General features: G+C 63.7%; 19 protein-coding genes and 1 pseudogene. 8 read left to right on the forward strand and 12 right to left on the reverse strand.

The window, feature by feature from the left end:
- The 6 genes and pseudogenes from AC0L2U_RS00005 to AC0L2U_RS00030 form a co-directional block, all read left to right on the forward strand.
- Positions 1–243: pseudogene (locus AC0L2U_RS00005) on the forward strand (hypothetical protein); the annotation flags it as partial.
- Positions 244–331: 88 nt separating this feature from the next.
- Positions 332–1,357 (forward strand): sugar ABC transporter substrate-binding protein, encoded by a 1,026-nt coding sequence (locus tag AC0L2U_RS00010; protein ID WP_473601249.1) that lies wholly within the window; start codon positions 332–334, stop codon positions 1,355–1,357.
- An 87-nt stretch (positions 1,358–1,444) separates the two neighbouring features.
- Positions 1,445–3,568: an ABC transporter permease gene (locus AC0L2U_RS00015; RefSeq protein ID WP_473601250.1), complete on the forward strand. Its 2,124-nt coding sequence runs from the start codon at positions 1,445–1,447 to the stop codon at positions 3,566–3,568.
- Positions 3,565–4,614, forward strand: coding sequence for an SMP-30/gluconolactonase/LRE family protein (locus AC0L2U_RS00020; RefSeq protein WP_473601251.1), 1,050 nt, complete (start codon positions 3,565–3,567; stop codon positions 4,612–4,614). Before AC0L2U_RS00015 ends, AC0L2U_RS00020 begins: the two co-directional genes overlap by 4 nt.
- Positions 4,614–6,110, forward strand: a complete 1,497-nt coding sequence (locus AC0L2U_RS00025) for a sugar ABC transporter ATP-binding protein (RefSeq protein ID WP_473601252.1) — start codon at positions 4,614–4,616, stop codon at positions 6,108–6,110. Before AC0L2U_RS00020 ends, AC0L2U_RS00025 begins: the two co-directional genes overlap by 1 nt.
- A 251-nt stretch (positions 6,111–6,361) precedes the next feature.
- On the forward strand, positions 6,362–6,769 hold the full coding sequence (locus tag AC0L2U_RS00030; protein WP_127809928.1) for a carboxymuconolactone decarboxylase family protein: 408 nt from the start codon (positions 6,362–6,364) through the stop codon (positions 6,767–6,769).
- 4 nt (positions 6,770–6,773) lie between these two features.
- Here the strand turns inward: AC0L2U_RS00030 and AC0L2U_RS00035 are convergent, their stop codons facing one another.
- From AC0L2U_RS00035 to AC0L2U_RS00090, 12 genes are all read right to left on the reverse strand, one after another.
- Complete coding sequence (locus tag AC0L2U_RS00035; RefSeq protein WP_473601362.1) at positions 6,774–7,661, reverse strand: amidohydrolase family protein; 888 nt, start codon at positions 7,659–7,661, stop codon at positions 6,774–6,776.
- The gene (locus AC0L2U_RS00040) at positions 7,661–8,797 is read right to left on the reverse strand and encodes a vWA domain-containing protein (RefSeq protein ID WP_367144584.1); all 1,137 of its coding nucleotides are present in this window, start codon (positions 8,795–8,797) and stop codon (positions 7,661–7,663) included. Before AC0L2U_RS00040 ends, AC0L2U_RS00035 begins: the two co-directional genes overlap by 1 nt.
- 199 nt (positions 8,798–8,996) lie before the next feature.
- Positions 8,997–9,878: an AAA family ATPase gene (locus AC0L2U_RS00045; protein WP_128288635.1), complete on the reverse strand. Its 882-nt coding sequence runs from the start codon at positions 9,876–9,878 to the stop codon at positions 8,997–8,999.
- 8 nt (positions 9,879–9,886) lie between these two features.
- Positions 9,887–10,891 carry a xanthine dehydrogenase family protein molybdopterin-binding subunit gene (locus AC0L2U_RS00050; protein ID WP_473601253.1) on the reverse strand — a complete coding sequence of 335 codons (1,005 nt, stop codon included), beginning with the start codon at positions 10,889–10,891 and terminating at the stop codon, positions 9,887–9,889.
- Between the two features lies 1 nt (position 10,892).
- Positions 10,893–12,260, reverse strand: a complete 1,368-nt coding sequence (locus AC0L2U_RS00055) for a xanthine dehydrogenase family protein molybdopterin-binding subunit (RefSeq protein WP_127397971.1) — start codon at positions 12,258–12,260, stop codon at positions 10,893–10,895.
- A 13-nt stretch (positions 12,261–12,273) separates the two neighbouring features.
- The gene (locus AC0L2U_RS00060) at positions 12,274–12,756 is read right to left on the reverse strand and encodes a (2Fe-2S)-binding protein (RefSeq protein WP_127397969.1); all 483 of its coding nucleotides are present in this window, start codon (positions 12,754–12,756) and stop codon (positions 12,274–12,276) included.
- Positions 12,757–12,816: 60 nt separating this feature from the next.
- Positions 12,817–13,611 (reverse strand): FAD binding domain-containing protein, encoded by a 795-nt coding sequence (locus AC0L2U_RS00065; RefSeq protein ID WP_473601254.1) that lies wholly within the window; start codon positions 13,609–13,611, stop codon positions 12,817–12,819.
- A 13-nt stretch (positions 13,612–13,624) separates the two neighbouring features.
- The gene (locus AC0L2U_RS00070) at positions 13,625–14,068 is read right to left on the reverse strand and encodes an SRPBCC family protein (RefSeq protein WP_127321791.1); all 444 of its coding nucleotides are present in this window, start codon (positions 14,066–14,068) and stop codon (positions 13,625–13,627) included.
- A gap of 130 nt (positions 14,069–14,198) precedes the next feature.
- Positions 14,199–15,026: an AraC family transcriptional regulator gene (locus AC0L2U_RS00075; RefSeq protein ID WP_292633714.1), complete on the reverse strand. Its 828-nt coding sequence runs from the start codon at positions 15,024–15,026 to the stop codon at positions 14,199–14,201.
- Between the two features lie 175 nt (positions 15,027–15,201).
- Complete coding sequence (locus tag AC0L2U_RS00080; protein WP_127809935.1) at positions 15,202–15,969, reverse strand: SDR family oxidoreductase; 768 nt, start codon at positions 15,967–15,969, stop codon at positions 15,202–15,204.
- An 87-nt stretch (positions 15,970–16,056) separates the two neighbouring features.
- On the reverse strand, positions 16,057–17,055 hold the full coding sequence (locus tag AC0L2U_RS00085; protein WP_127266789.1) for an ABC transporter permease: 999 nt from the start codon (positions 17,053–17,055) through the stop codon (positions 16,057–16,059).
- Between the two features lie 41 nt (positions 17,056–17,096).
- The gene (locus tag AC0L2U_RS00090) at positions 17,097–17,837 is read right to left on the reverse strand and encodes an ATP-binding cassette domain-containing protein (RefSeq protein ID WP_013530854.1); all 741 of its coding nucleotides are present in this window, start codon (positions 17,835–17,837) and stop codon (positions 17,097–17,099) included.
- 463 nt (positions 17,838–18,300) lie between these two features.
- On the opposite strand from AC0L2U_RS00090, the gene AC0L2U_RS00095 reads away from it, so the two are divergent.
- The gene (locus AC0L2U_RS00095) at positions 18,301–19,290 is read left to right on the forward strand and encodes a sugar-binding protein (RefSeq protein ID WP_127396614.1); all 990 of its coding nucleotides are present in this window, start codon (positions 18,301–18,303) and stop codon (positions 19,288–19,290) included.
- A gap of 198 nt (positions 19,291–19,488) precedes the next feature.
- Positions 19,489–20,271 (forward strand): FadR/GntR family transcriptional regulator, encoded by a 783-nt coding sequence (locus AC0L2U_RS00100; RefSeq protein WP_127396613.1) that lies wholly within the window; start codon positions 19,489–19,491, stop codon positions 20,269–20,271.
- Positions 20,272–20,285: the final 14 nt, after the last annotated feature.

A 20,285-nucleotide genomic window follows, 5' to 3' on the forward strand; every position in this document is an offset into this window, starting at 1 on the left:
CGCGGCCCCCCGCGGCCGCCGCCGGGCCGCCCGCGGCGCCGGCCGGCGGCCGGGGGGGGGGGGGCCCGCAACGTGCTGGTGGGGGCGGCACTGATCGGCATCCTGCTCAACGCCATGACCATCATCGACATCCCGCTGCTCTACCAGAACCTGATCAAGGCCGCGATCCTGCTCGGCGCCATCATCGTCGACGGCATCATCAACCCACGTGACGAACAGACCGCCCAGCAAGGCGACATTTAGGGCAGATGGGCTAGCCCATCTGCTCGGGGTACCCGGTCCGATCCATCCCGGTCGGCTGGCAATGAAAATCGAAACGAGAGGATCTGACATGAAATTCATCAGGACATTGATGGCTGCCGCCACGGCACTCGCCGTCACCGCATTCGTGGCGCCCACCTTCGCCGCCGACGATCCCGGCCCGGCGGCTTACGCGCAGGCGCTCAAGGGCAAGCGCGTCATGCTGGTGCCGCTGGCGATGGGCTTCGACCTGGCGCAGGGCTGGGCGCATTATCTGAAGACCGAGGTCGAGGCGTGGGGCGGCGTGTTCGAGACGCGCGATCCGAACTGGGTCGTCGACGCCGGCGCGCAGGCGATCACCGACGCCATCTCGTCGGACACCAGGCCGGATGTGCTGATCATCCATGCGCCGGACCTCAACTCCTATTCCAAGCTGATGAAGAAGGCGCAGGCCGCCGGCACCTACGTCATCCTGGTCGACAATCCCGCCAACTTCCCGGCCGACGCCTTTATCGGCAGTGACTGGGACCGGCTTGGCCAGCTCGAGGCCGAAGCGGCGATCAAGGGCTGCGGCCCGAACTCCTCCAAGAAGCTCGGTTTGGTGCAAGGCGACCAGGCCAATTCGTCGAGCCTTTACCAGTATGCCGGCATCATGAAGGTGCTGGAGAAGCATCCCGACTTCAAGGTGGTGGCAAAGCCCGATTCAAACTGGGATGCGACGACCTCGCGCAATGTGACGACGACGATGCTGCAGCAGAACCCGGACATCTGCTCGATCATCGATTTCTGGGATGGTGACGCCACCGGCGCGGCCGCCGCGATCCGCGACGCCAAGCTCGACGGCAAGGTGTTCCTGGTCACCACGGGCGGTGGCGAGAAGGCGGCCGATTGCGACAAGCTGCAGGACGGCACCTATGGCGCCGTGGTGATGACCGACCTTGCCCGCCAGTCGGGTGACATGAACGCCATCATCAAGTTCTTGCTGCAGAGCGGCCAGCCGGCCGGCACGTCGCACACCTACATCTACACGCTGGAGAAGGCGACGACCAAGGCCGACCTGAAGCCCGACAGCTGCTGGGACCTGAAGGCGCTGCAGGCACAAGCGGCGGCGAAATAAGCGAACTCTTCTCAACACCGATCGAAGAGGTGGCCGGATTGCCCGACCACCTCTTCTCTTGAATCCCAGATTTGCAGCAGTGACCTGATGTCCTTTCGCGAACGCCTCCAGTCCTGGCGCTACAATCTCGTGCCCGACCATGTCGTCGGCGAGATCCTGACCAAGCGCTGGACCGACAATGCCATTCCGTTCCTGGCACTGGTGGCGACGCTGGCAACCTTTGGCTCGATCATTCCGGGCTTCTTCAAGTTGACCGCACTGCAGGAATCGACCCGCCAGCTTGGCGAGTTCTCCATGGTGGTGACCGGCATGACAGTGGTGATGCTGGGCGGCGGCATCGACCTGTCGGTCGGCTCGATCTTCGCGCTGTCATGCTTTTCGGCGGTTTACGTCTTCTTCATCCTCGAACAGTCGATCTGGCTGGCGCTGGCCGCGTCGCTGGCCACCGGCCTCATCTTCGGCGCCATCAATGGCTATCTCGTTGGATATCTGCGCCTGCGCGCCTTCCTCACCACGCTGGTCACCTTCATCTTCGGACGGGCGCTGTTCGACATCCTGGTCACCACCTATGCCGCCGATGTGCAGCTCTCGACCGCGACATCGGATGTGCTCGACTTCATCGGCGACAGCACCTTCTGGGGGCTCTCCGTCTCGGTGTGGCTGGCGATCATCCTGGCCATCGTCACCCATATCGCGCTGACCCGTTCACGGCCGGGCTGGCACGTGCTGGCGGTCGGCGGTTCGAGGCGCTCGGCCCACAATGCCGGCATCCGCGTGCGCCGCACGGTGTTCATGACCTATGTCTTCTCCGGCTTCTGCGCCTCGATCGGCGGCTTCCTCATCGCTTGCCGGCTGAGCGGGGCAGGGCCGGGCACGGGCCTCAACCTCGAGATCATGGCGCTGACGGCGGCGGTGGTCGGCGGCGTCAGCCTTGGCGGCGGCCGCGGCTCGGTGATCAAGGGGCTGATGGGCGCCATCATCGTGCTGACCATGACCAACGGGCTGATCCGGCTGGGCTATGGCACCGGCACCAACCAGATGGTGCTGGGCATCATGCTGGCGGTCGCGGTGACCATCGACATCCGCTGGCTGAAGAACCGCCACAAGGTGCTGAACGAGGTCTATGTTGCGCCGGTCTATCTCAAGATGGGAGAGACGCAGTCGGCCGCACCAGGCTCCGGAACGCCCTACGAACTCGACAACCGGTTGTCGGCCGCAGAGCATATCGGGCTTGGTGAGCTGGAAGGGCCTGAAGACGTCATTCTCGACCGTGACGACAATCTCTATTGCGGCACGCGCCATGGCGAAATCGTCCGCTTCTTCGCGCCGGACTACGTCAAATCCGAGGTGTTTGCTCACATCGGCGGTTTCCCCCTGGGGCTGGCCTTCGACAAATCAGGCAATCTGATCAGCTGCGTCGGCGCCATGGGGCTCTACTCCGTCTCGCCGGAGCGGGAGGTCAAACGCCTGTCGACGGAGACGTCGCGTTCGTGGACCTCGATCGTCGACGATGCGCGGCTGCGCGATCCCAATGACTGCGACATCGCACCGGACGGGCGCATCTATTTCACCGACTCCACCAAGCGCTACGACGCGCATGACTGGGCGCTGGATTCGATCGAGAACCGCGCCACCGGCCGGCTGCTGGTCTATGACCCGAAGGACGGCTCGACGAAGACGCTGCTTGACGGCTACCGCTACACCAACGGTGTGTGCATGGCGCATGACGGCAAGTCGCTGTTCTTCGCCGAAAGCTGGGCCTGCCGCGTGCATCGCTACTGGCTGGAAGGACCGAAAGCCGGCACCGCCGAATGCGTCATCCGCGACATGCCGGGCTATCCCGACAACATCAACCGCGCCTCCGATGGCAATTACTGGATGGCGTGGCTCGGCATGCGCACGCCGAGCTTCGACCTGTCGCTGCGCCATCCCGACATGCGCAAGCGCATGACGCGCCGCCTGCCGCAGGATGAATGGCTGTTCCCCAACATCAACACCGGCGGCGTGGTCAAATTCAACGAGAAGGGCGGCATCGTCGAGGCAATGGGCGACCTCACCGGCGGCGCGCATCCGATGGTCACCTCAATGCGCGAGCACAAGGGATATCTGTTCGTCGGCGGCATCCTCAACAACCGCATCGGCCGCTACAAGATCGCAGGCGCCGACCCGAACTGGACCAGTCCCGCTTCCTATTGGGGGGCGAAGCCATGATCCTCGATCCGGTGCTGGACCTGTTTCGCGGCAAGGCGGTCACCATCCCGCCGCTCGACGGCGCTTTTCGCCCCAACACGCGGCTGGATGATGCGCCGGCCTTTGCCGAGCTGACGGAACCGGACAATCTGCTCGTTACCGGTGACAGGCTACTGGCCTCCAGCGGCAACGCCATCCATTCGATTGCGGCTGGAGCGGAACCTGTCGTGGTCGAGACTTTTCCGTCTGCCGTCACCGCGCTGGCGCTGTCGCCATCCGGTGAACTGACGGTCGGGCTGGAAAGCGGAAAGCTGCTGATTGGCGGCAGCGACGTTTCGCTGCCGGCTGACCTCAGCTGCATCACCGCACTTGCCTATGCGGATGACGGCACGTTGTGGCTGGCCAATGGCTCGGCCGAGCACGCGCCGTCGCAATGGGCCGCCGATCTGATGAAGAAGGGTGCCTCCGGTTCGCTGTGGAAGCGAGACGCCGCGGGCGGTGATTTCCGCAAAGTCGCCGGCGAGATTGCCTTTCCCTATGGCCTGCATCCAGTCGGCAGCGATGTGCTAGTCAGCGAAAGCTGGCGTCATCAGTTGGTGCGTTTCGATGGCGCGACGGGCAGCCGCTCGACGGTTCTGACGCATCTGCCCGGCTATCCCGCGCGGCTGTCGCCTTCCGCCGATGGTGGGGCGTGGCTGACCCTGTTTGCGCCGCGCAACCGGCTGATCGAATTCGTGCTACAGGAAACGCATTACCGTCAGGACATGCTGAGCCAGGTGCCGCCGGCCTACTGGATCGCGCCGGCGCTGGCCTCCAGCCGCAGCTTCCTCGAGCCGCTGCAATGCGGCGGCATCCGCACCATGGGCATCCACAAGCCATGGTCGCCGAGCCGCTCCTACGGGCTGGTGGTCAGGCTCGACCAGAAGATGCAGCCGCAATTCAGCCTGCACAGCCGCGCCAACGGCACGCGCCATGGCATCTGCAGCGTTGCGGAAAAGGACGGTCTTCTGTTCATCGCCTCCAGGGGCGGCGACTGCATCCTTTCCGTCGCCACGGGAGGTTTCTGATGGAACCGATTGTCCGTCTGGAGAATGTCACCAAGAACTACCGCGGCGTGCCCGCGGTGAAGAATGTCAGCTTCCACCTGCGCAAAGGCGAAATCCACGCGCTGCTCGGCGAGAACGGCGCGGGAAAATCGACGCTGACCAAGATCATCGCCGGTGTGGTCGACGCCACCTCGGGCAAGATGTTCCACAAGGGGCAGGAGATCGCCTACGCCTCGCCGCACGCGGCGCTTCAGGCCGGTATCGCCATGGTGTTCCAGGAAACCAGCTTGGTGCCGTCGATGACGGTGGCGCAGAACCTTTATCTCGGCACCGAAAAGTTCCTCAACCGGCTGCGCGGCACCTACATTTCGGCGCAGCAATTCCTGCAATCGCTGAACTTTCCCGTCGACCCGAACGCCATGGTGGCGACGCTGGGTGCTGCCAAGCGGCAGATGGTCGAGATCGCGCGCGCGGTGCACCACAATGCCGAGATCATCATCTTCGACGAGCCGACGGCGACGCTGACGCCGGAAGAAAAGCGGCACTTCTTCGCGCTGATCCGGCGGCTGAAGGCGAGCGGCGTGTCGATCGTCTTCATCAGCCACGCGCTGGAAGAGGCGCTCGATATCGCCGACCGCATCACCATCCTGCGCGACGGCGAGCTGGTCATCACCGACGACACCTCTGCTTTCGACCGCGACAGGATCGTTTCCGCCATGGTCGGGCGCACGCTGTCGGGACAGATATACCGGCAGCGCGACGAGGCAAAGCTGCGCAAGGCGGGCAAGAAGGTGCTGTCGGTGCAGGACATCTCGATGAGCAATGTCGTGCGCAACACGTCCTTCTCGATCTTCGAGGGCCAGATCACCGGCGTGTTCGGGCTGATTGGCTCCGGCCGGACCGAGACGTTCAAGATCGTCTCGGGCATCTACAAGCGCGATTTCCGGCGTGGCGGCGCCATTGAGCTGGACGACAGGCCGGTGCGCTACCTCGTGCCGAGCGAGGCGGTGGCCGACGGCATCGTCTATGTCACCGAGGATCGCAAGAGCGAGGGCATCTTCGAGACGATGGGCATTGCCGAGAACCTGTTCGGCGGGCTGCTGGCGGCGGGCCGCGAAAAGGCCTGGGTAATCAACGCGCAGGAAATGCGCGCGCTCTCAGCCGAATGGACGAAGACGTTGAACATCAAGGCGATCAACGACAATGCGCGCGTCGTCGAACTGTCCGGCGGCAACCAGCAGAAGGTGGTGATCGGCAAGGGGCTGGTGCAGCAGCCGCGCATCGTCATCTTCGACGAGCCGACGCGCGGCGTCGATGTCGGCGCGATCGCCGAGATCCATCAGATCATCAACCGGCTGGCCGACGAGGGCCTGGCCGTCGTCGTCATCTCGTCCTACCTGCCGGAGATCATGAACCTGTCCGACCGCATCCTGGTCTGCCGCCAGGGCCGCATCGTCGAGGAGTTTTCGCCGGCCGAGGCGACGGAGGAGAAGATCATGTACGCGGCGGTTCACTAGGTTTTTTGGCGGGTGGTCGGTGGTCCACATACGTTGGCAATTTGGCGAAGGCTTCTACCTCATCGTCATCCTCGGGTCTCCGCGACGGCGCTTCGCGCCTGCTTCGCCCGTGGATGACGAAGTTTAGGTGCCTCGGCTAATCTTCAACGCTATTGCGGGCCAAAAACTGGGTCAAAGAAGCCGGTTAGCCGCCTTTGCTCGAAACTTGATTCAACGAACCAGTTCATCGATCGAAGCGAAAGGACCACACCATGGCCACAGCAAGACTCCTGACCGATGCCGAAGTCGAAAAAATCCCGGCCGTGAAAGTCGTCTTCGACGACATCCGCGCGACGCGCAAATCTGATTTCGTCAACAATTTCTGGCGCGGGCTGGCCAATGATCCTCCGGCGCTGAAGCGGATCTGGGAACAGTTGAAGGTGGTGATGGTGGCCGACAGCGCCATCGATCCGCTGACCAAGGAGATGATCTACATTGCTGTCTCGACCGCCAATGGCTGCTCCTACTGCGTCCACTCGCACACGGCGGCAGCGCGAGCCAAGGGCATGACCGATGCGCAGCATGGCGAGCTGGTGTCGATCATCGGGCTCGCCGGCCAGACCAACCATCTGGTGACGGCGATGCAGATTCCGGTTGACCCGCAGTTCGAGGTGAAGTGAGGCCTCACACCGGCCGGTAAACCTTCTCCGCCGTGTTCCAGAAGATATCCGCTTCCGCTACCGAACCATGCTTCGCCACCGCGTCGCGGTGCGCCTTGATCAGCTCGGCGTGGCTGGTCCACAGTTTTTCGATCGGGAAGTTCGAGCCGAACATCAAATGGTCGGCGCCCAATATGTCGATCGCATTGTCGACGATATAGGCGATCAGAGCCGGGTCGTTGCGGTGGACGAAGGTGCCGAGGCCGGAGAGCTTGGCGTAGAAGTTGGGGGCGGCTGCAAGCGTGCGCAGGCCTGCCTTCCAGGCTTCGGTGGTTTCCGGCTCCATGCCGGTCAGCATACCGGCATGGGTGAGGATGAAATTCGTCTCCGGGTTTTCGCCGACCAGCGTCAGGCCGTCCTTCATCTGGGCGGGGAAGAGCTGCAGGTCGAAGGACAGGCCATAATCCTTGAGCCACGCCACATTGGCGCGCACGTTGGGGTCGATCACCTGGTCGGCGGAGGCGGCGAAACGGAAGGCCGGCGTCTCGTGCCAGTGCAGCTGCATGCGCACGCCGCGCAGCAGCGGATACTTTTTCAGGCGATCGATCTGAGGCCTGATATCGTCGACGGTCATGTCGGTATAGCCGACGATGGCATGCGGCCAGCCGGTTTCGTCGGATGTCTTCTGCAGGAAGGCGACTTCCTTCTCGAAATCCTCCTTGGCCCAGTTGGTCTGGACATAGACGGCCTTTTCGACGGCTGAATCCCTCTGGTCTTCGAGAAATTCCTCGATCGGGTAGTCGCGCCGGATCGGCTCGTAGGGACCGAAGATGCGCGGCACCATCGGCCCGACCAGCCAGGGCTGGTCCTTTTGGCGCCAGATGTGGAAATGCGCGTCGATTGTTTTCTGCATCATGAAACCCTCTTCCAGATTGCCGCCGCCGCTGAAGCAGGGCGAGCGAGCGACAGGATGAAATCGGTGAGGCCGGCGAGTGATGAGCCGTCGACCAGATCGTCGAGCACCGGCAGGATGGCGCGAAGTGCAGCCGTTGCCGGCCGGAAGCGCGGGTCGCCGGCTAGCGGTGTGGCCAGCGACAGCCGGAAAGCGCGGGCGCTCAGCCGTCGCATCGCCGTCTCCATCTCGCCATGATCGCCGCGCTCCAGCGCGTCGGACAGGATCACGACCGTGGCACCGCGTGCAAACGACGAGAAGCGCGGCACCGAGAGGAAGGCGAGCAGCGTCGGTCCCATGCGGGTGCCGCCATCCCAGTCGTCGACCTGGGCAGCGGCGCGCGCCAGCGCCTGGTCGCGGTCGCGGATGCGCAATGCCGTGGTGATGCGCGTCAGCCGCGTGCCGAAGGTGAATATCTCGGCGCGGTCGGCACCTTGCACGGCCGCATGTGCCAGCTTGAGATAGTCCGCTGTGTGCAGCTTCATCGAGCCGGACACATCGATCAGCAGAAGCAGCTTGCGCGGCACAGTCTGGCGGCGGCGTAGCAGTGGCGAGGGCACGTCGCCATCGGCGCTGACGATTTCCCTGAGCGATCGGCGCAGATCGAGCTTACCGCGCGAGTGGGTGCGTACGGTGCGGAAGGAGCGCCGGGCTGGTAAAGCGGTCGAGAGTTTGCGACGAAAGGCGGTCAGCCTGTCATCGTCGCGCTGGAAGTCGCGGGCACTCAACTGCTCCAGGGCCGAAGAGAGGTCGCCGCCCTCTTGGCTTTGTTCGGCCTCGAGCCGTTCGTCGTCGGGGCCGCCATCATCCTTGATGCGAGTTTCCTCGTCGGCGTCGCCTTCGACCACGGCGGACGTATTGCCATAAAAATGGCTCTGGAAATGCGCCTCGAATTCGTCGCGGCGGTCGGGCGGCGGCGCCAGCGTCGCGAGCGCCGCCTCGCGGATGTCTGCCATCGAGCGCGGCCCGAGCAACGTCACCGCCTGCATGAAACAGGAGACCTGCTCGGGGGCTATGGCGAAGCCGTAGCGGCGCAGCAGCCGACCGAAGCCGAGGAGGGGTACGGCGGCGCGGGGCAAGCTTGTTTCCCGCATCATTGCGTGGCGCCCCCCTCTGTCCTGCCGGACATCTCCCCCTCAAGGGGGGAGATTGGCAGGTTCGACGCTTCGCTCTGTTCGGCGACGTCAGCGATTAGCGAAAGCGGGGATGACATCCGATCTCCCCCCTTGAGGGGGAGATGCCCGGCAGGGCAGAGGGGGGCGCTCTCCCGCCCGCATTGCAAAATGACCTCCCGCGTCACGCCAGCGCCTCCTCGACGATCCGGCCAAGCTCCGGTGCGATGTAGGAAAGGTCTTCCTCGTCCTTGATCAGCACGCCGATGGCGCGGCGGAAGGCTTCCGGCCACGGGCTGCCGCCTTTCTCCAGGATGGTGGCGGCATTGGCCCATTCGACGGCCTCGGCGATGCCGGGCGGCTTGGCCAGCGGCCGGGCGCGAATGGTCTGCACGGCTGTCGCCACGGCGCGCGCCGTTGCTTCAGCCACATTGCCGGCGCGCAGCATGATGATGGCGGCCTCGCGCTCGGCGCCGGGATAGCCGATCCAGTGATAGACGCAGCGGCGGCGCAGCGCTTCGGCGAGCTCGCGGGTGCGGTTCGAGGTCAGGATGACGATCGGCTGTGCGGCGGCGCGGATGGTGCCGCGCTCGGGAATGCTGATCTGGAAGTCGGAGAGGAATTCCAAAAGCAGCGCTTCGAATTCGTGGTCCGAGCGGTCGATCTCGTCGACCAGCAGCACGCGCTGCTCGGGCGCCTTCAGCACCTGCAGCAGCGGTCGTGCGATCAGGAAACGGTCGTCGTAGATGTCGATCTCATGCTCGCCGGCATGGCGGATGGCAAGCAGTTGGCGCTGGTAGTTCCATTCGTAGAGCGCGTGCGCGGCGTCGATGCCTTCATAACATTGCAGCCGCACCAGATCGCGGCCGAGCAGCTCGGCGATCGCTTTGGCCGCTTCCGTCTTGCCGACGCCCGGCGCGCCTTCGAGCAGCAGCGGCTTGCCCAGCCGGATTGCCAGGAAGATGGCCGTCGAAAGGCTCTCATCCGCCAGATAGCGCGAGGCGGCCAGATGCTGCGCCACCGCCTCCGGCGAGGTCGCTGATGTCTCGGCGCTTGTCCCGGTCATTTCGGCCCTCAGTTCGCCGCTTGCGCCTTCAGCGCGCGCAGGATGCGCTCCGGCGTGATCGGCAGCGTGTCGATGCGCACGCCGACGGCGTCGAAGACGGCATTGGCGACCGCCGGGATCTGCGGATTGGCGCACATTTCGCCAGGCCCCTTGGCGCCATAAGGTCCGTCCGCCGAGGGACGCTCCAGCACGATGATCTCGGTCTCGGCGAGGTCGCCGGGGCCGGGCATCAGATACTGGTTGAAGTCGGTGCCGCCATGGTCGCGGTTGGGATAATAGGGCTCGGTCGTCTCATAGAGCGCATGGCTGATGCCCATCCAGGAGCCGCCGACCAGCTGCTGTTCGACCATCTTTGGGTTGAGCGCGCGGCCGATCTCGAAGACGTTCTTGACTGTCAGCACGGTCACCTCGCCGGTCTCGTCGTCGACCTCGACCTCGGCCACCGTGCAGGCATGGGCATAACAGGTCGACGGCTTCATCGCGCCGGTTTCTTTCTCGGGGTAGGAGCGCGGGATCAGGAACATGCCGCGGCCCGAGATCGAGCGGCCTCGCTTGAAATGCGCCGACAGCGCGACATCGAAGATCGAGATCGATTTTTGCGGTGCGCCCTTGACCAGGATGTTGCCCTGGCCGTCGGTCTCGAGGTCGGAGGCGTTGACCTCCAGCTCCTCGGCCGCCACTTCCAGCATCACCAGGCGGGCTTCCCTTGCCGCCTGGATGACGGCGTTGCCGGCGCGGTGGGTGCCGCGCGAGGCGAAGGTGCCCATGCAGTGCGGGCCGGTGTCGGTGTCGGCGGTGTCGACGACGACACGGTCGGTCGGCACGCCGATCGCCTCGGCGCAGATCTGCGCCATGATCTGCTTCATGCCCTGGCCGAGATCGACCGATGATAGCGTCACCATGAAATTGCCGGTCGGCGTCGAATGCACCAGCGCCTGCGTCGGGTCGCCGCCGAGGTTCATGCCTGTAGGATAGTTGATGGCGGCAACGCCGCGTCCGCGCCTGATCGCCATCTCAAGCTCCCTTCACGTAGGATGACATCGCCATGTATTTCTCCGCCACCGGCCAGTTGGCGGCGCGCGAGGCTTCCTGCATGCATTCGATCAGCGCCGCGCCCTCGGTCGGCTGGCGGTGCGCTTTCATATCGCCGTCGCGATAGGCGTTGATGAAGCGGAATTCGAGCGGGTCCATGCCGATCAGCCGCGCCAGCTTGTCCATCTGCACCTCCAGCGCGAAATCGCCGATGGTGACGCCGAAGCCGCGCATGGCGGAGGAGGGCGTGCGGTTGGTGTAGACGCAGTAGGTATCGATCCAGACGTTCGGGATGGTGTAGGGGCCGGGATAGTGCCCCGCGCCCTTCTGCGCGCCATAGGGCGAGTGGCGCGAATAGGCGCCGGCATCGGTGTAGCCAGTGACCTTGCGCGCGACGATGCGGCCGTCCTTCATGACGCCGTCCTTGATGACGACCTTTTCGGCCGCGCGCGGTGACGATATCTGCATCTCCTCTTCGCGGCTGTAGATAAAACAGACTGGTCGTCCGGTTAATTTTGCACCGAGGATGGCGACCGGCTCGACGATGACGTCGACTTTGCCGCCAAAACCGCCGCCGACGGTGCCGCCGACGAAATGCAGTTTGCTGCCCGGCATCTGCAGGATGATCGAGGTGTTGTCGAGCGTGAAGAACATCGCCTGCGTGTTGGTGTAGCAGGTGAAGCGGTCATTGCCCTCGGGTGCCACCACGCAGCCGGTGGTCTCGGTCGGCGCATGTTCGATGGGCGAGGACTGGTAGCTCTCCTCCAATATGTGGTCGGCGCCGGCGAAGCCCGCCTCGACGTCGCCGAAGCGCACCTTGCGGCACTCGCCGCTGTCGTAGAGATAATAATTCTGGCCGTGATATTCGTTGACCAGCGGCGCGCCGGGCTTCAGCGCCTCTTCCATATCGAAGACGGCCGGCAGCACCTCATAGTCGACCTTGACCTTGGCGGCCGCCTCTTGCGCCGCGCGCTCGGTTTCGGCCAGCACCGCCACCACGGCCTCGCCCTTCCAGCGCACCTTGCCGTCGGCAAGCACCGTCTCGTCCTCCGGCCCGACCTGGATCAGGATCAGGATGGTGTAGACATTGTGCGGCACGTCCTTGGCGGTCAGAATTTTCACCACACCTGGATGTTTTTCCGCCTCGGAGGTGTCGATCGAGCGGATGCGGGCATGGTGATGCGGGCTGCGCACCATCTTCAGGTGCAGCATGCCGGGGAAATTGCGGTCGGCGAAAAAGGCGGTCTTGCCGGTGACATGGCCGGGTGAATCGGAGCGCGGCCGAGGTTGGCCGATCTCGTGCAGATCATCTTTGCGGACATCGGCGAAGTAATTCTTGCGCAGTTCCATTCTTTCGGACCCCTCAGGCCGCGTTCTGCGAATTGGCGCGGGCGGCAGTCAGCACCGCCTGGATGATCGGCTCGTAGCCGGTGCAGCGGCAGATGTTGCCCGACAGCGCCTCGACCACTTCGTCGCGGCTGGGGTTGGGCGTATGGTCGAGCAGCACCTTGGCGGCCATGATCATGCCCGGCGTGCAGAAGCCGCATTGCGTGGCGAACGTGTCGAGGAAGGCGCGCTGCAGCGGGTGCAGGACGCCGCTTTCCGAAAGCCCTGATGTCGTGCTGATGGCCGCCCCATTGCAGGTCTCGGCCAGCGTCAGGCAGGAGAGCCTGAGTTCGCCGTCTATGATGACTGAACAAGCGCCGCAGGTGCCTTGATGGCAGCCGCCTTTCGGCGAGGTGTCGCCGATCTTGTCGCGCAAGGCGTGCAGCAACGTTGTGCCGCTGTCGATGAATTCGGCCTTTTCAGAACCGTTGAGTGTGAATTGAACCGGAACCTTTGCCATGTTTTCCTCCCAGCGTGCCTGCCCGAAGCATCGGACAGACGCGCGCCCCCGAACGAAATGTTATGTGAGCAGCAGCCGGCCGAGATGAACCGGCAGCACTTCAGCGCGATACCAGGCGCTGGCGATAGGATCCGTGATCGGCGCGATGCCGTCACCTGCCGCCGCCAGTGCCGGCGCGATGCCGTCCTTGGTGAGCTTTCTGCCGATCAGCGCCTTTTCCGCCGCTCTGGCACGCAATGGTCGGTCGGCCATACAGCCGAGCGCGATCCGCGCCGAAGAGACGGTGCCGTCAGACACCTGTTGGAAAACAGCGGCGATGCTGAGCACCGAGACGCCCTTCGGCTTCACCCTGGACACTTTCAGGAAGCGAAAACCGCCTTGTGGAGGAAGCGTGAAGCTTACGGAAGTGACGATGGCGCGACTGCCGTCCCGATTGGCCAGAAAAGTCTCGATCGGCGTTTCGCCGCCGTCGGTGCTGACAATGGCGTCGAGCGCCAGCAGGGCAACGGCGAAATCGCCATAGGGAGCCGGGGCAAACAGATTGCCGCCGACGGTCGCCATGTTGCGGATTGCCGGGCCACCGACGGCGCGGGCGGCCTTGGTGAGTGCGCTGAGCTCCGGATGGCTGGCGATCGCCGCCATCGTCACCGAAGCGCCGATGCGGACTTTGCCGCTGGCAACAGCGATGGTGGACAAAGACGGCTCGGTCGACCTGACAAGGCCGGAAACCGAAACATCGCCTTCATTGGCCGCGCGGACGACCAGCGTGCCGCCGCCGAGATAGCGTGTTCCCTGGGCTTTCAGTGCCGCGTTCGCGTCTTTCACCGTTGCAAAGGTCTGCAGTGCCAGCGCCATGGTTTGGCTCCTGTCAGCTCTGGCCGGCGAAATGGCTTTTCAGGGCGTTGAAGCCGCCCTGAAAGACATTCGCGCCCATGCCCTCGGCCAGCTTGTCTGCCTCCTCGGGCGCGGCGTCGAAGCTGGCGGTCCATTCGGCGTAGGTGCGGTCGCCATCGGTCACACGCCGCAGCTGCAGGGTCGCCTTGTGATTGGTCAGCGGTTGCGGCGTCTCGAGGATGGAGTAGCTGACCAGGAAATTCTGATCGGAGAAGTCGAGCAACTTTTCGCGCAGGCGGGCGCCGCTGGCGAGCTGGAAATTGCGCACGCAGCCGATCGTGGTGGCATCCTTGCCGTCTTCAATGTGGCTCTCCACCATGCGCGGATGCCAGCCCGGCAGCCCGTTGAAGTCGCGTATGCGCGCCCAGACCTTTTCGACCGGCGCGTCGATGACGCTGGATATGGTGACTTTGGCCATTCAAATGTTCCCTTGCAAAAGCGATCCGGTGCAAGGGTAGGGCGGCCATTTCAGCGGCGCTTATCAATGCGTCTTGAGCGTGTATCAAGGAGTCTGAAAAACAGTCGACCTTGACTAAACGAGGACACGCTCAGGCAATCGCCCGCGCGGCCTCGCGGTAGAGCGTCGGCGGCACGCCGACATGGTCGCGGAAAAAACGCGAGAAATTGCCCTGCGTGGTGAAGCCGAGATTGCAGGCGACCGAGATCAGCGGCTCCCGCGACCATTGCAGCTGCCGCACCGCTTCCTCCATGCGCAGCGTGTTCCAGTAGACATTGGGCGTCAGATTGGTCTGTTCCTTGAACAAAGCGAAGAAATGCGGTCGCGACAGGCCGACGCTGCGCGCCACGTCGTCGAAGCAGATGCGCTCGCAGACATTGGCCTTCATCAGCTGGATTGCCTTGCGGACACGGAAATCCTGCATGGTGTTGATGCGGACACGGGCCTCCTGCGGCGCCGAGGTGTCGGCGGCGTCGAGCACGCTATCGATGAAACGCTCGATCTCGTAGTTGGCGATATCGTCGACGCTCTCATTGTCGCTGAGGTGGTCGAGCAGATTGGCGGCGGCCTGATGCAGCCACGGTTCCAGCGTGATCGCGGCTTGTGAAAACAGCGGTGCCGACGAAGGCAGGTCGCGGCGGCGCCGCGCCCAGTCGGGATCGATGTAGAAGGCGAGAAACAGACCGGGCGTCCCGTTTTGCGACAGAACATGGCTGTGCGGCTGGAAGGAGTTGATGCCGGCGGCCGTTCCAGGTCCAAGCCGGACGGTCTCGCGGCCGATGGTCATTTCGCCGGCCGTACCTTCCAGCCAGATGATCAGATGGGCCTCGACATGGGCATGGGTGACGAAGTCGCTTGCGACATTCAGGATAGATACATGTCCGAACCGGCCCCAGTAGAGCCTGATCGCTTCCGTCATGGGTATATCCTCCCGCAGACGACTGGCCTCCCTTCGTCTGCAACAGGGATTGTGCGGCTGAGTTCGGGGCCGCGTCAAGACGCGCGGGGGCGGCGAGGGCGAATGACGGCCGATGCGGCAGGATTTTCAGACTGAGCGATAGGTTTCCTCTCCTCCCACAAGGGAAGAACGCCCCTCAAACCGAAGCCGTCATGCCGCCATCGACATACAGTGTATGGCCGTTGACGAAAGACGATGCGTCGGACGCAAGGAACACGGCGGCGCCGATCAGCTCGTCGACAGCGCCCCAGCGTCCGGCGGGCGTGCGCTTTTCCAGCCAGGCGGAAAATTCCGGATTGTCGACCAGCGCCTGGTTCATCTCGGTGCGGAAATAGCCGGGCGCGATCGCATTGATCTGCAGGCCGTGTTTGGCCCAGTCGGCGCACATACCCCTTGTCAGGTTGCGGATCGCGCCCTTGGTCGCGGTGTATGGTGCGATGTTCGGCCTTGCCAGTTCGCTCTGCACCGAGCCGATGTTGATGATCTTGCCCTTGCCGCGCGGGATCATGTGGCGGGCGACCGCCTTGCCGACATGGAAGGCGCCCGACACATTGGTCTTGAACAGGCGCTCCCATTGCTCCTCGGGAAAGTCCTCGAGCGGGGCGCGGAACTGCACGCCGGCATTGTTGATGAGGATGTCGATGGCGCCGATCTCGGCCTCGATGCGGGCAATGTCCTCGTTGACCGCCTGAAAATCGGTGACGTCGAAGGTCGAGGCGTGCACCTTGAAGCCGGCATTGCGCAGCTTTTCGACGGCACCGCCGATCCTGGCGGCGTCGCGGCCGTTCAGCACCACGCTTGCCCCATGTTCAGCCATGCCCCGAGCCAGCGCGAAGCCGATGCCCTGGCCGGAGCCAGTCACCAGCGCCAGCCGCCCCTCGAGGCTGAACAGGGAGTTGGCCATCAAACCGTCTTTTGTTTGACCATGATCTCCGGACAAACGGTTCCGTTTGTCCGAGAAAACCGGTTTCCACTTTTCGGGATCATGGTTCTAGTCACTGCGGCGGAAATTGCGGATGCGGTCGAACAGCACCGCCAGCAGAATGGCGCCGCCGATGAACACGCCTTGCCAGAAGGCATTGATGCCGAGCAGGCCGAGACTGTTGCGGATCACCTCGATCAGGGCCGCACCGACGATGGCGCCAAAGGCGGTGCCGACGCCGCCAGCCAGATTGGCGCCGCCGATGACGGTTGCGGCGATTACCTGCAGCTCCATGCCGGTGCCGAGATTGGTGGTGACGGCGCCCAGCCAGCCGGTCTGGATGATGCCGGCAATGCCGGCGGACAGCGCCGAGATCATGTAGACGGCAACCTTGATCTGGCGCACCGGAACGCCGGTCAGCGTTGCCGCGTGCTCGTTGCCGCCAATGGCGAAGATGTGGCGGCCGAACTTCGTCCAGCGCAGGATGAAGCCGGTGATCAGCGCCAGAAGGATCATGTAAAGCACTGGATTGGCGATGCCGAACACCCAGGCGCCGCCGCCCAATGACAGAAGCTTGGCGTGGTCCGGCCCGAACTGGAAGACGACGGTGTTGTTGGAGGCGACCATGGCGAGGCTGCGGGCGATCGACAACATGCCGAGCGTCACCACAAAGGGTGGAAAGCCGAGATAGGCGATCAGCACGCCGTTAAAGGCGCCAATGGCGAGCGCGGTGGCAATGGAGGCCAGGATGCCGACCTCGATCGAGTAGCCGGCATGCATGGTGACGGCCAGCACCATTGACGACAGGCATAGTACCGAGCCAACCGACAGGTCGATGCCGCCGGTGATGATGACGAAGGTCATGCCGAGCGCGATGATGGCGACGAAGGTGATGTTGCGGGTGATGTTGTAGAGGTTCTTCGAGGTGGCGAAGGCGTCGGTGGCAAACGACAGGAACACGCAGGCGAGGATAACGGCGATCACCACCCAGAAGGTCTGGCTGGCAAACACTCTCGCGGCCAAGGATTGCTGCTTGTGTTCGATCGGCTGGTCAATTGTCAGTGCCATCGTCGACCTTCATCTGCTGTGCGTGGTGAAATTCGCTGAAATCAAACCTGTTCGATGGCGCCGGTGATCAGCCCGGTGACTTCCTCGGGCGAGCTCGACGCAATCGTCTTGTCGGCGACCTTGCGGCCGCGCCGCATGACGATGACGCGGTCGGCGACGGTGAAGACGTCAGGCATTCGGTGGCTGATCAGCACGACGGCGATGCCCTGATCGCGCAAATGGCGGATCAGGTTCAGCACTTCGGCGACCTGGCGCACTGAGATCGCCGCCGTCGGTTCGTCCATCAGCACGATCTTGGCCTGCGACAGCATGGTGCGGGCGATGGCAACCGCCTGGCGCTGGCCACCCGACATCTGCTTGACGAGATCGCGCGGACGGGTTTCGGACTTCAATTCGGCGAAGAGCTGGCCGGCGCGCTTGTACATCGAGGCATAGTCGAGGATGCGGAACGGCCCGACGCCGCGCCGCAGCTCGCGGCCGAGATAGACATTGGCGGCGGCGGTCAGATTGTTGCAAAGCGCAAGGTCCTGGTGGACGATCTCGATGCCGTGCTGGCGGGCTTCCGCCGGCTTGTGCAGGATCAATTCCTTGCCGTCCATGTGCATGGTGCCATGGCTCGGGCGGAAATTGCCGGCGATCATCTTGACCAGCGTCGACTTGCCGGCGCCGTTGTCGCCCATGAGGCCGACAACCTGTCCGGGCTCGATCGACAGCGAAACGTCGTTGACAGCCTGGATGGCGCCGAAATGCCTTGAGATGTTGGTGAGTTCGAGAACCGCCACCAGCCTTTGCCTCCCCTTGATTGCGACCTGCTGCTGTTCCCGGCATGGATGCCGACGCTGCTTAGGCCTCGCTCTCCCCGGCTCCTCCCGAAGTCGGCGTTAGCGTTCTTTTACGCAAAAGCCGGCGCACGTCAATCAATTGTCGGACGAATTGGGCCAGGACTATTTTAAAAATCCGTTTTGTAGGACAAATAGCATTGACGTTGGCGCCAAGCCGATATTAGCTAAGCGTCGGAGGAGATTATGTCGATCCCCGCTGGCGGTTCGCCGGCCGGAATCGGCGGAGGTTTGACGGCCCAGCATCCGGCGGCACCTGTGTGTGAGCTGATCTGAAGCCGAATCTGGAAATGCTTATCGATCTGTCCTGGCGACACGAGCGCTCGAAACGACCCTCGGTCATCACGCATCCGGTCGATCTGTATGGCGGGCACGCCGTGTCCGTTTGTTTCAAGGGAGGACTGACATGAGGAAGACACTTTTGCTCGCCGCCGTCGCCGCAATGGCGTTGGGTGCCGGGCCGGCTTTGGCCAAGAAACAGCTCGTCATTGTCGTGAAAGGTCTCGACAATCCGTTCTTCGAGGCCATCCACCAGGGCTGCGAGAAATGGAACAAGGAAAACGCCAGCTCGGAGTATGAATGCTTCTACACCGGTCCGGCGTCGACTTCGGACGAGGCCGGCGAGGCGCAGATCGTCCAGGACATGCTGAGCAAGGCCGACACGGTGGCGATGGCCATCTCGCCGTCCAATGCGCCGCTGATCGCGCAGACGATCAAGAGCGCCAATCCGACGATCCCGATCATGACGGTCGATGCCGATCTCAGCAAGGAAGACGCAGGTCTTCGCAAGACCTATCTCGGTACCGACAATTACCTGATGGGCAAGAAGATCGGCGAGTACATCAAGAAGGGCAAGCCGAATGGTGGCACGATCTGCACCATCGAAGGCAACCCGGCAGCCGACAACATCCTGCGCCGTGCGCAAGGCATGCGTGACGCACTGTCGGGCAAGGAAGGCCTTGCCGCACTTGCCGGTGAAGGTGGCTGGACCGAAGTCGCCGGCTGCCCGGTGTTCACCAATGACGACGGCGCCAAGGGCGTACAAGCGATGACCGACATCCTCGCCGCCAACCCCAAGCTGGACGCCTTCGGCATCATGGGCGGCTGGCCGCTGTTCGGCGCGCCGCAGCCCTATCGCGATCTGTTCGGGCCGCTCAAGGACCGGATCGCCAGCAACGACTTCGTCATCGGCGCCGCCGACACGATCGGCGACGAAGTGGCGATCGCTCGTGACGGCCTCGTGACGGCTCTGGTCGGTCAGCGGCCGTTCGAAATGGGTTACAAGGCACCGTCGGTGATGATCGACCTGATCGAAGGCAAGGCAGTCGCCGATCCGGTGTTCACCGGCCTCGACGAGTGCACCAAGGATACGGTCGACACCTGCATCCAGAAGTAGGTTCTCGATTTCGGGGCGCCCGGTTGCGGGCGCCCCGTCATTCCTGAACGGAAGCGATAATTCCCGAACGGACGCAATGGTTGGGGCAACCGGCTCCGGCTTTGCCGTGCCCGTGATCTGGATTTTTCGGCAACGAGATCGGCGCCCGTGCGGTTCGGCTCAATCCGGACGACAGACGGTCGACGCATTGGAACGTGGATGCCGGACGAGAAGTCAAGCAAGCAAACCGACCGGGCCAAGGCACAAGCCAGCCACGGCCCGGCTGTCATGCGCAAGGCCGGTGCCGCGCATTTTGCGGGAGCGAGCGTCCATGTCTCGCTGGCCGGCGAGATTGGCCTGCGGATCGTGCGTGGCGACTATCCGCCCGGCACCATCCTGCCCAACGAGTCCAGATGGGCCGAGATCTTCAATGTCAGCCGTTCGGCGGTGCGCGAAGCCATCAAGATGCTGATGGCGAAAAGCCTGCTGGCCTCACGCCCCAAGATCGGCAGCTGGGTCGAGCCGAAGGAGCGCTGGAACCTGCTCGATCGCGACGTGCTGGCCTGGTACGCGACGGCGCCCGACCGCGAGGCGTTCCTGCGAACCGTGCAGGAGTTTCGTCATATCATCGAACCGGAAGCGTCGGCCTTTGCCGCCATACGGCGCAGCGACGAGCAAATGGCGGAAATCAGCCAGGCCTGCCGCGAGATGGGCGAGGCCTTGAGCCTGCAGGAGCGTATCCGCGCCGATACGCGCTTTCATCTGGCCATCCTGCGCGCCTCCGGCAACGACCTCCTGGTGCCGCTCGGCGTGCTGATCGAGTCGGCCCTCGACCATCTCTTCGCATTCACGACACAGCAGGTCGCCGATCAGCGCCAGGCGCAGAAGCTGCATGAGGCGATCGAAAAGAACATCCGCCTGCAGCGCCCAGCCGCCGCGCGCAACGCCGTGCACAAGCTGCTTGCAGATACCGACGATGGGATAGGGCGGTGGAGGCGGTGACCGGCGCCAGGGTT

Source organism: Mesorhizobium sp. WSM4808, from assembly GCF_055811675.1.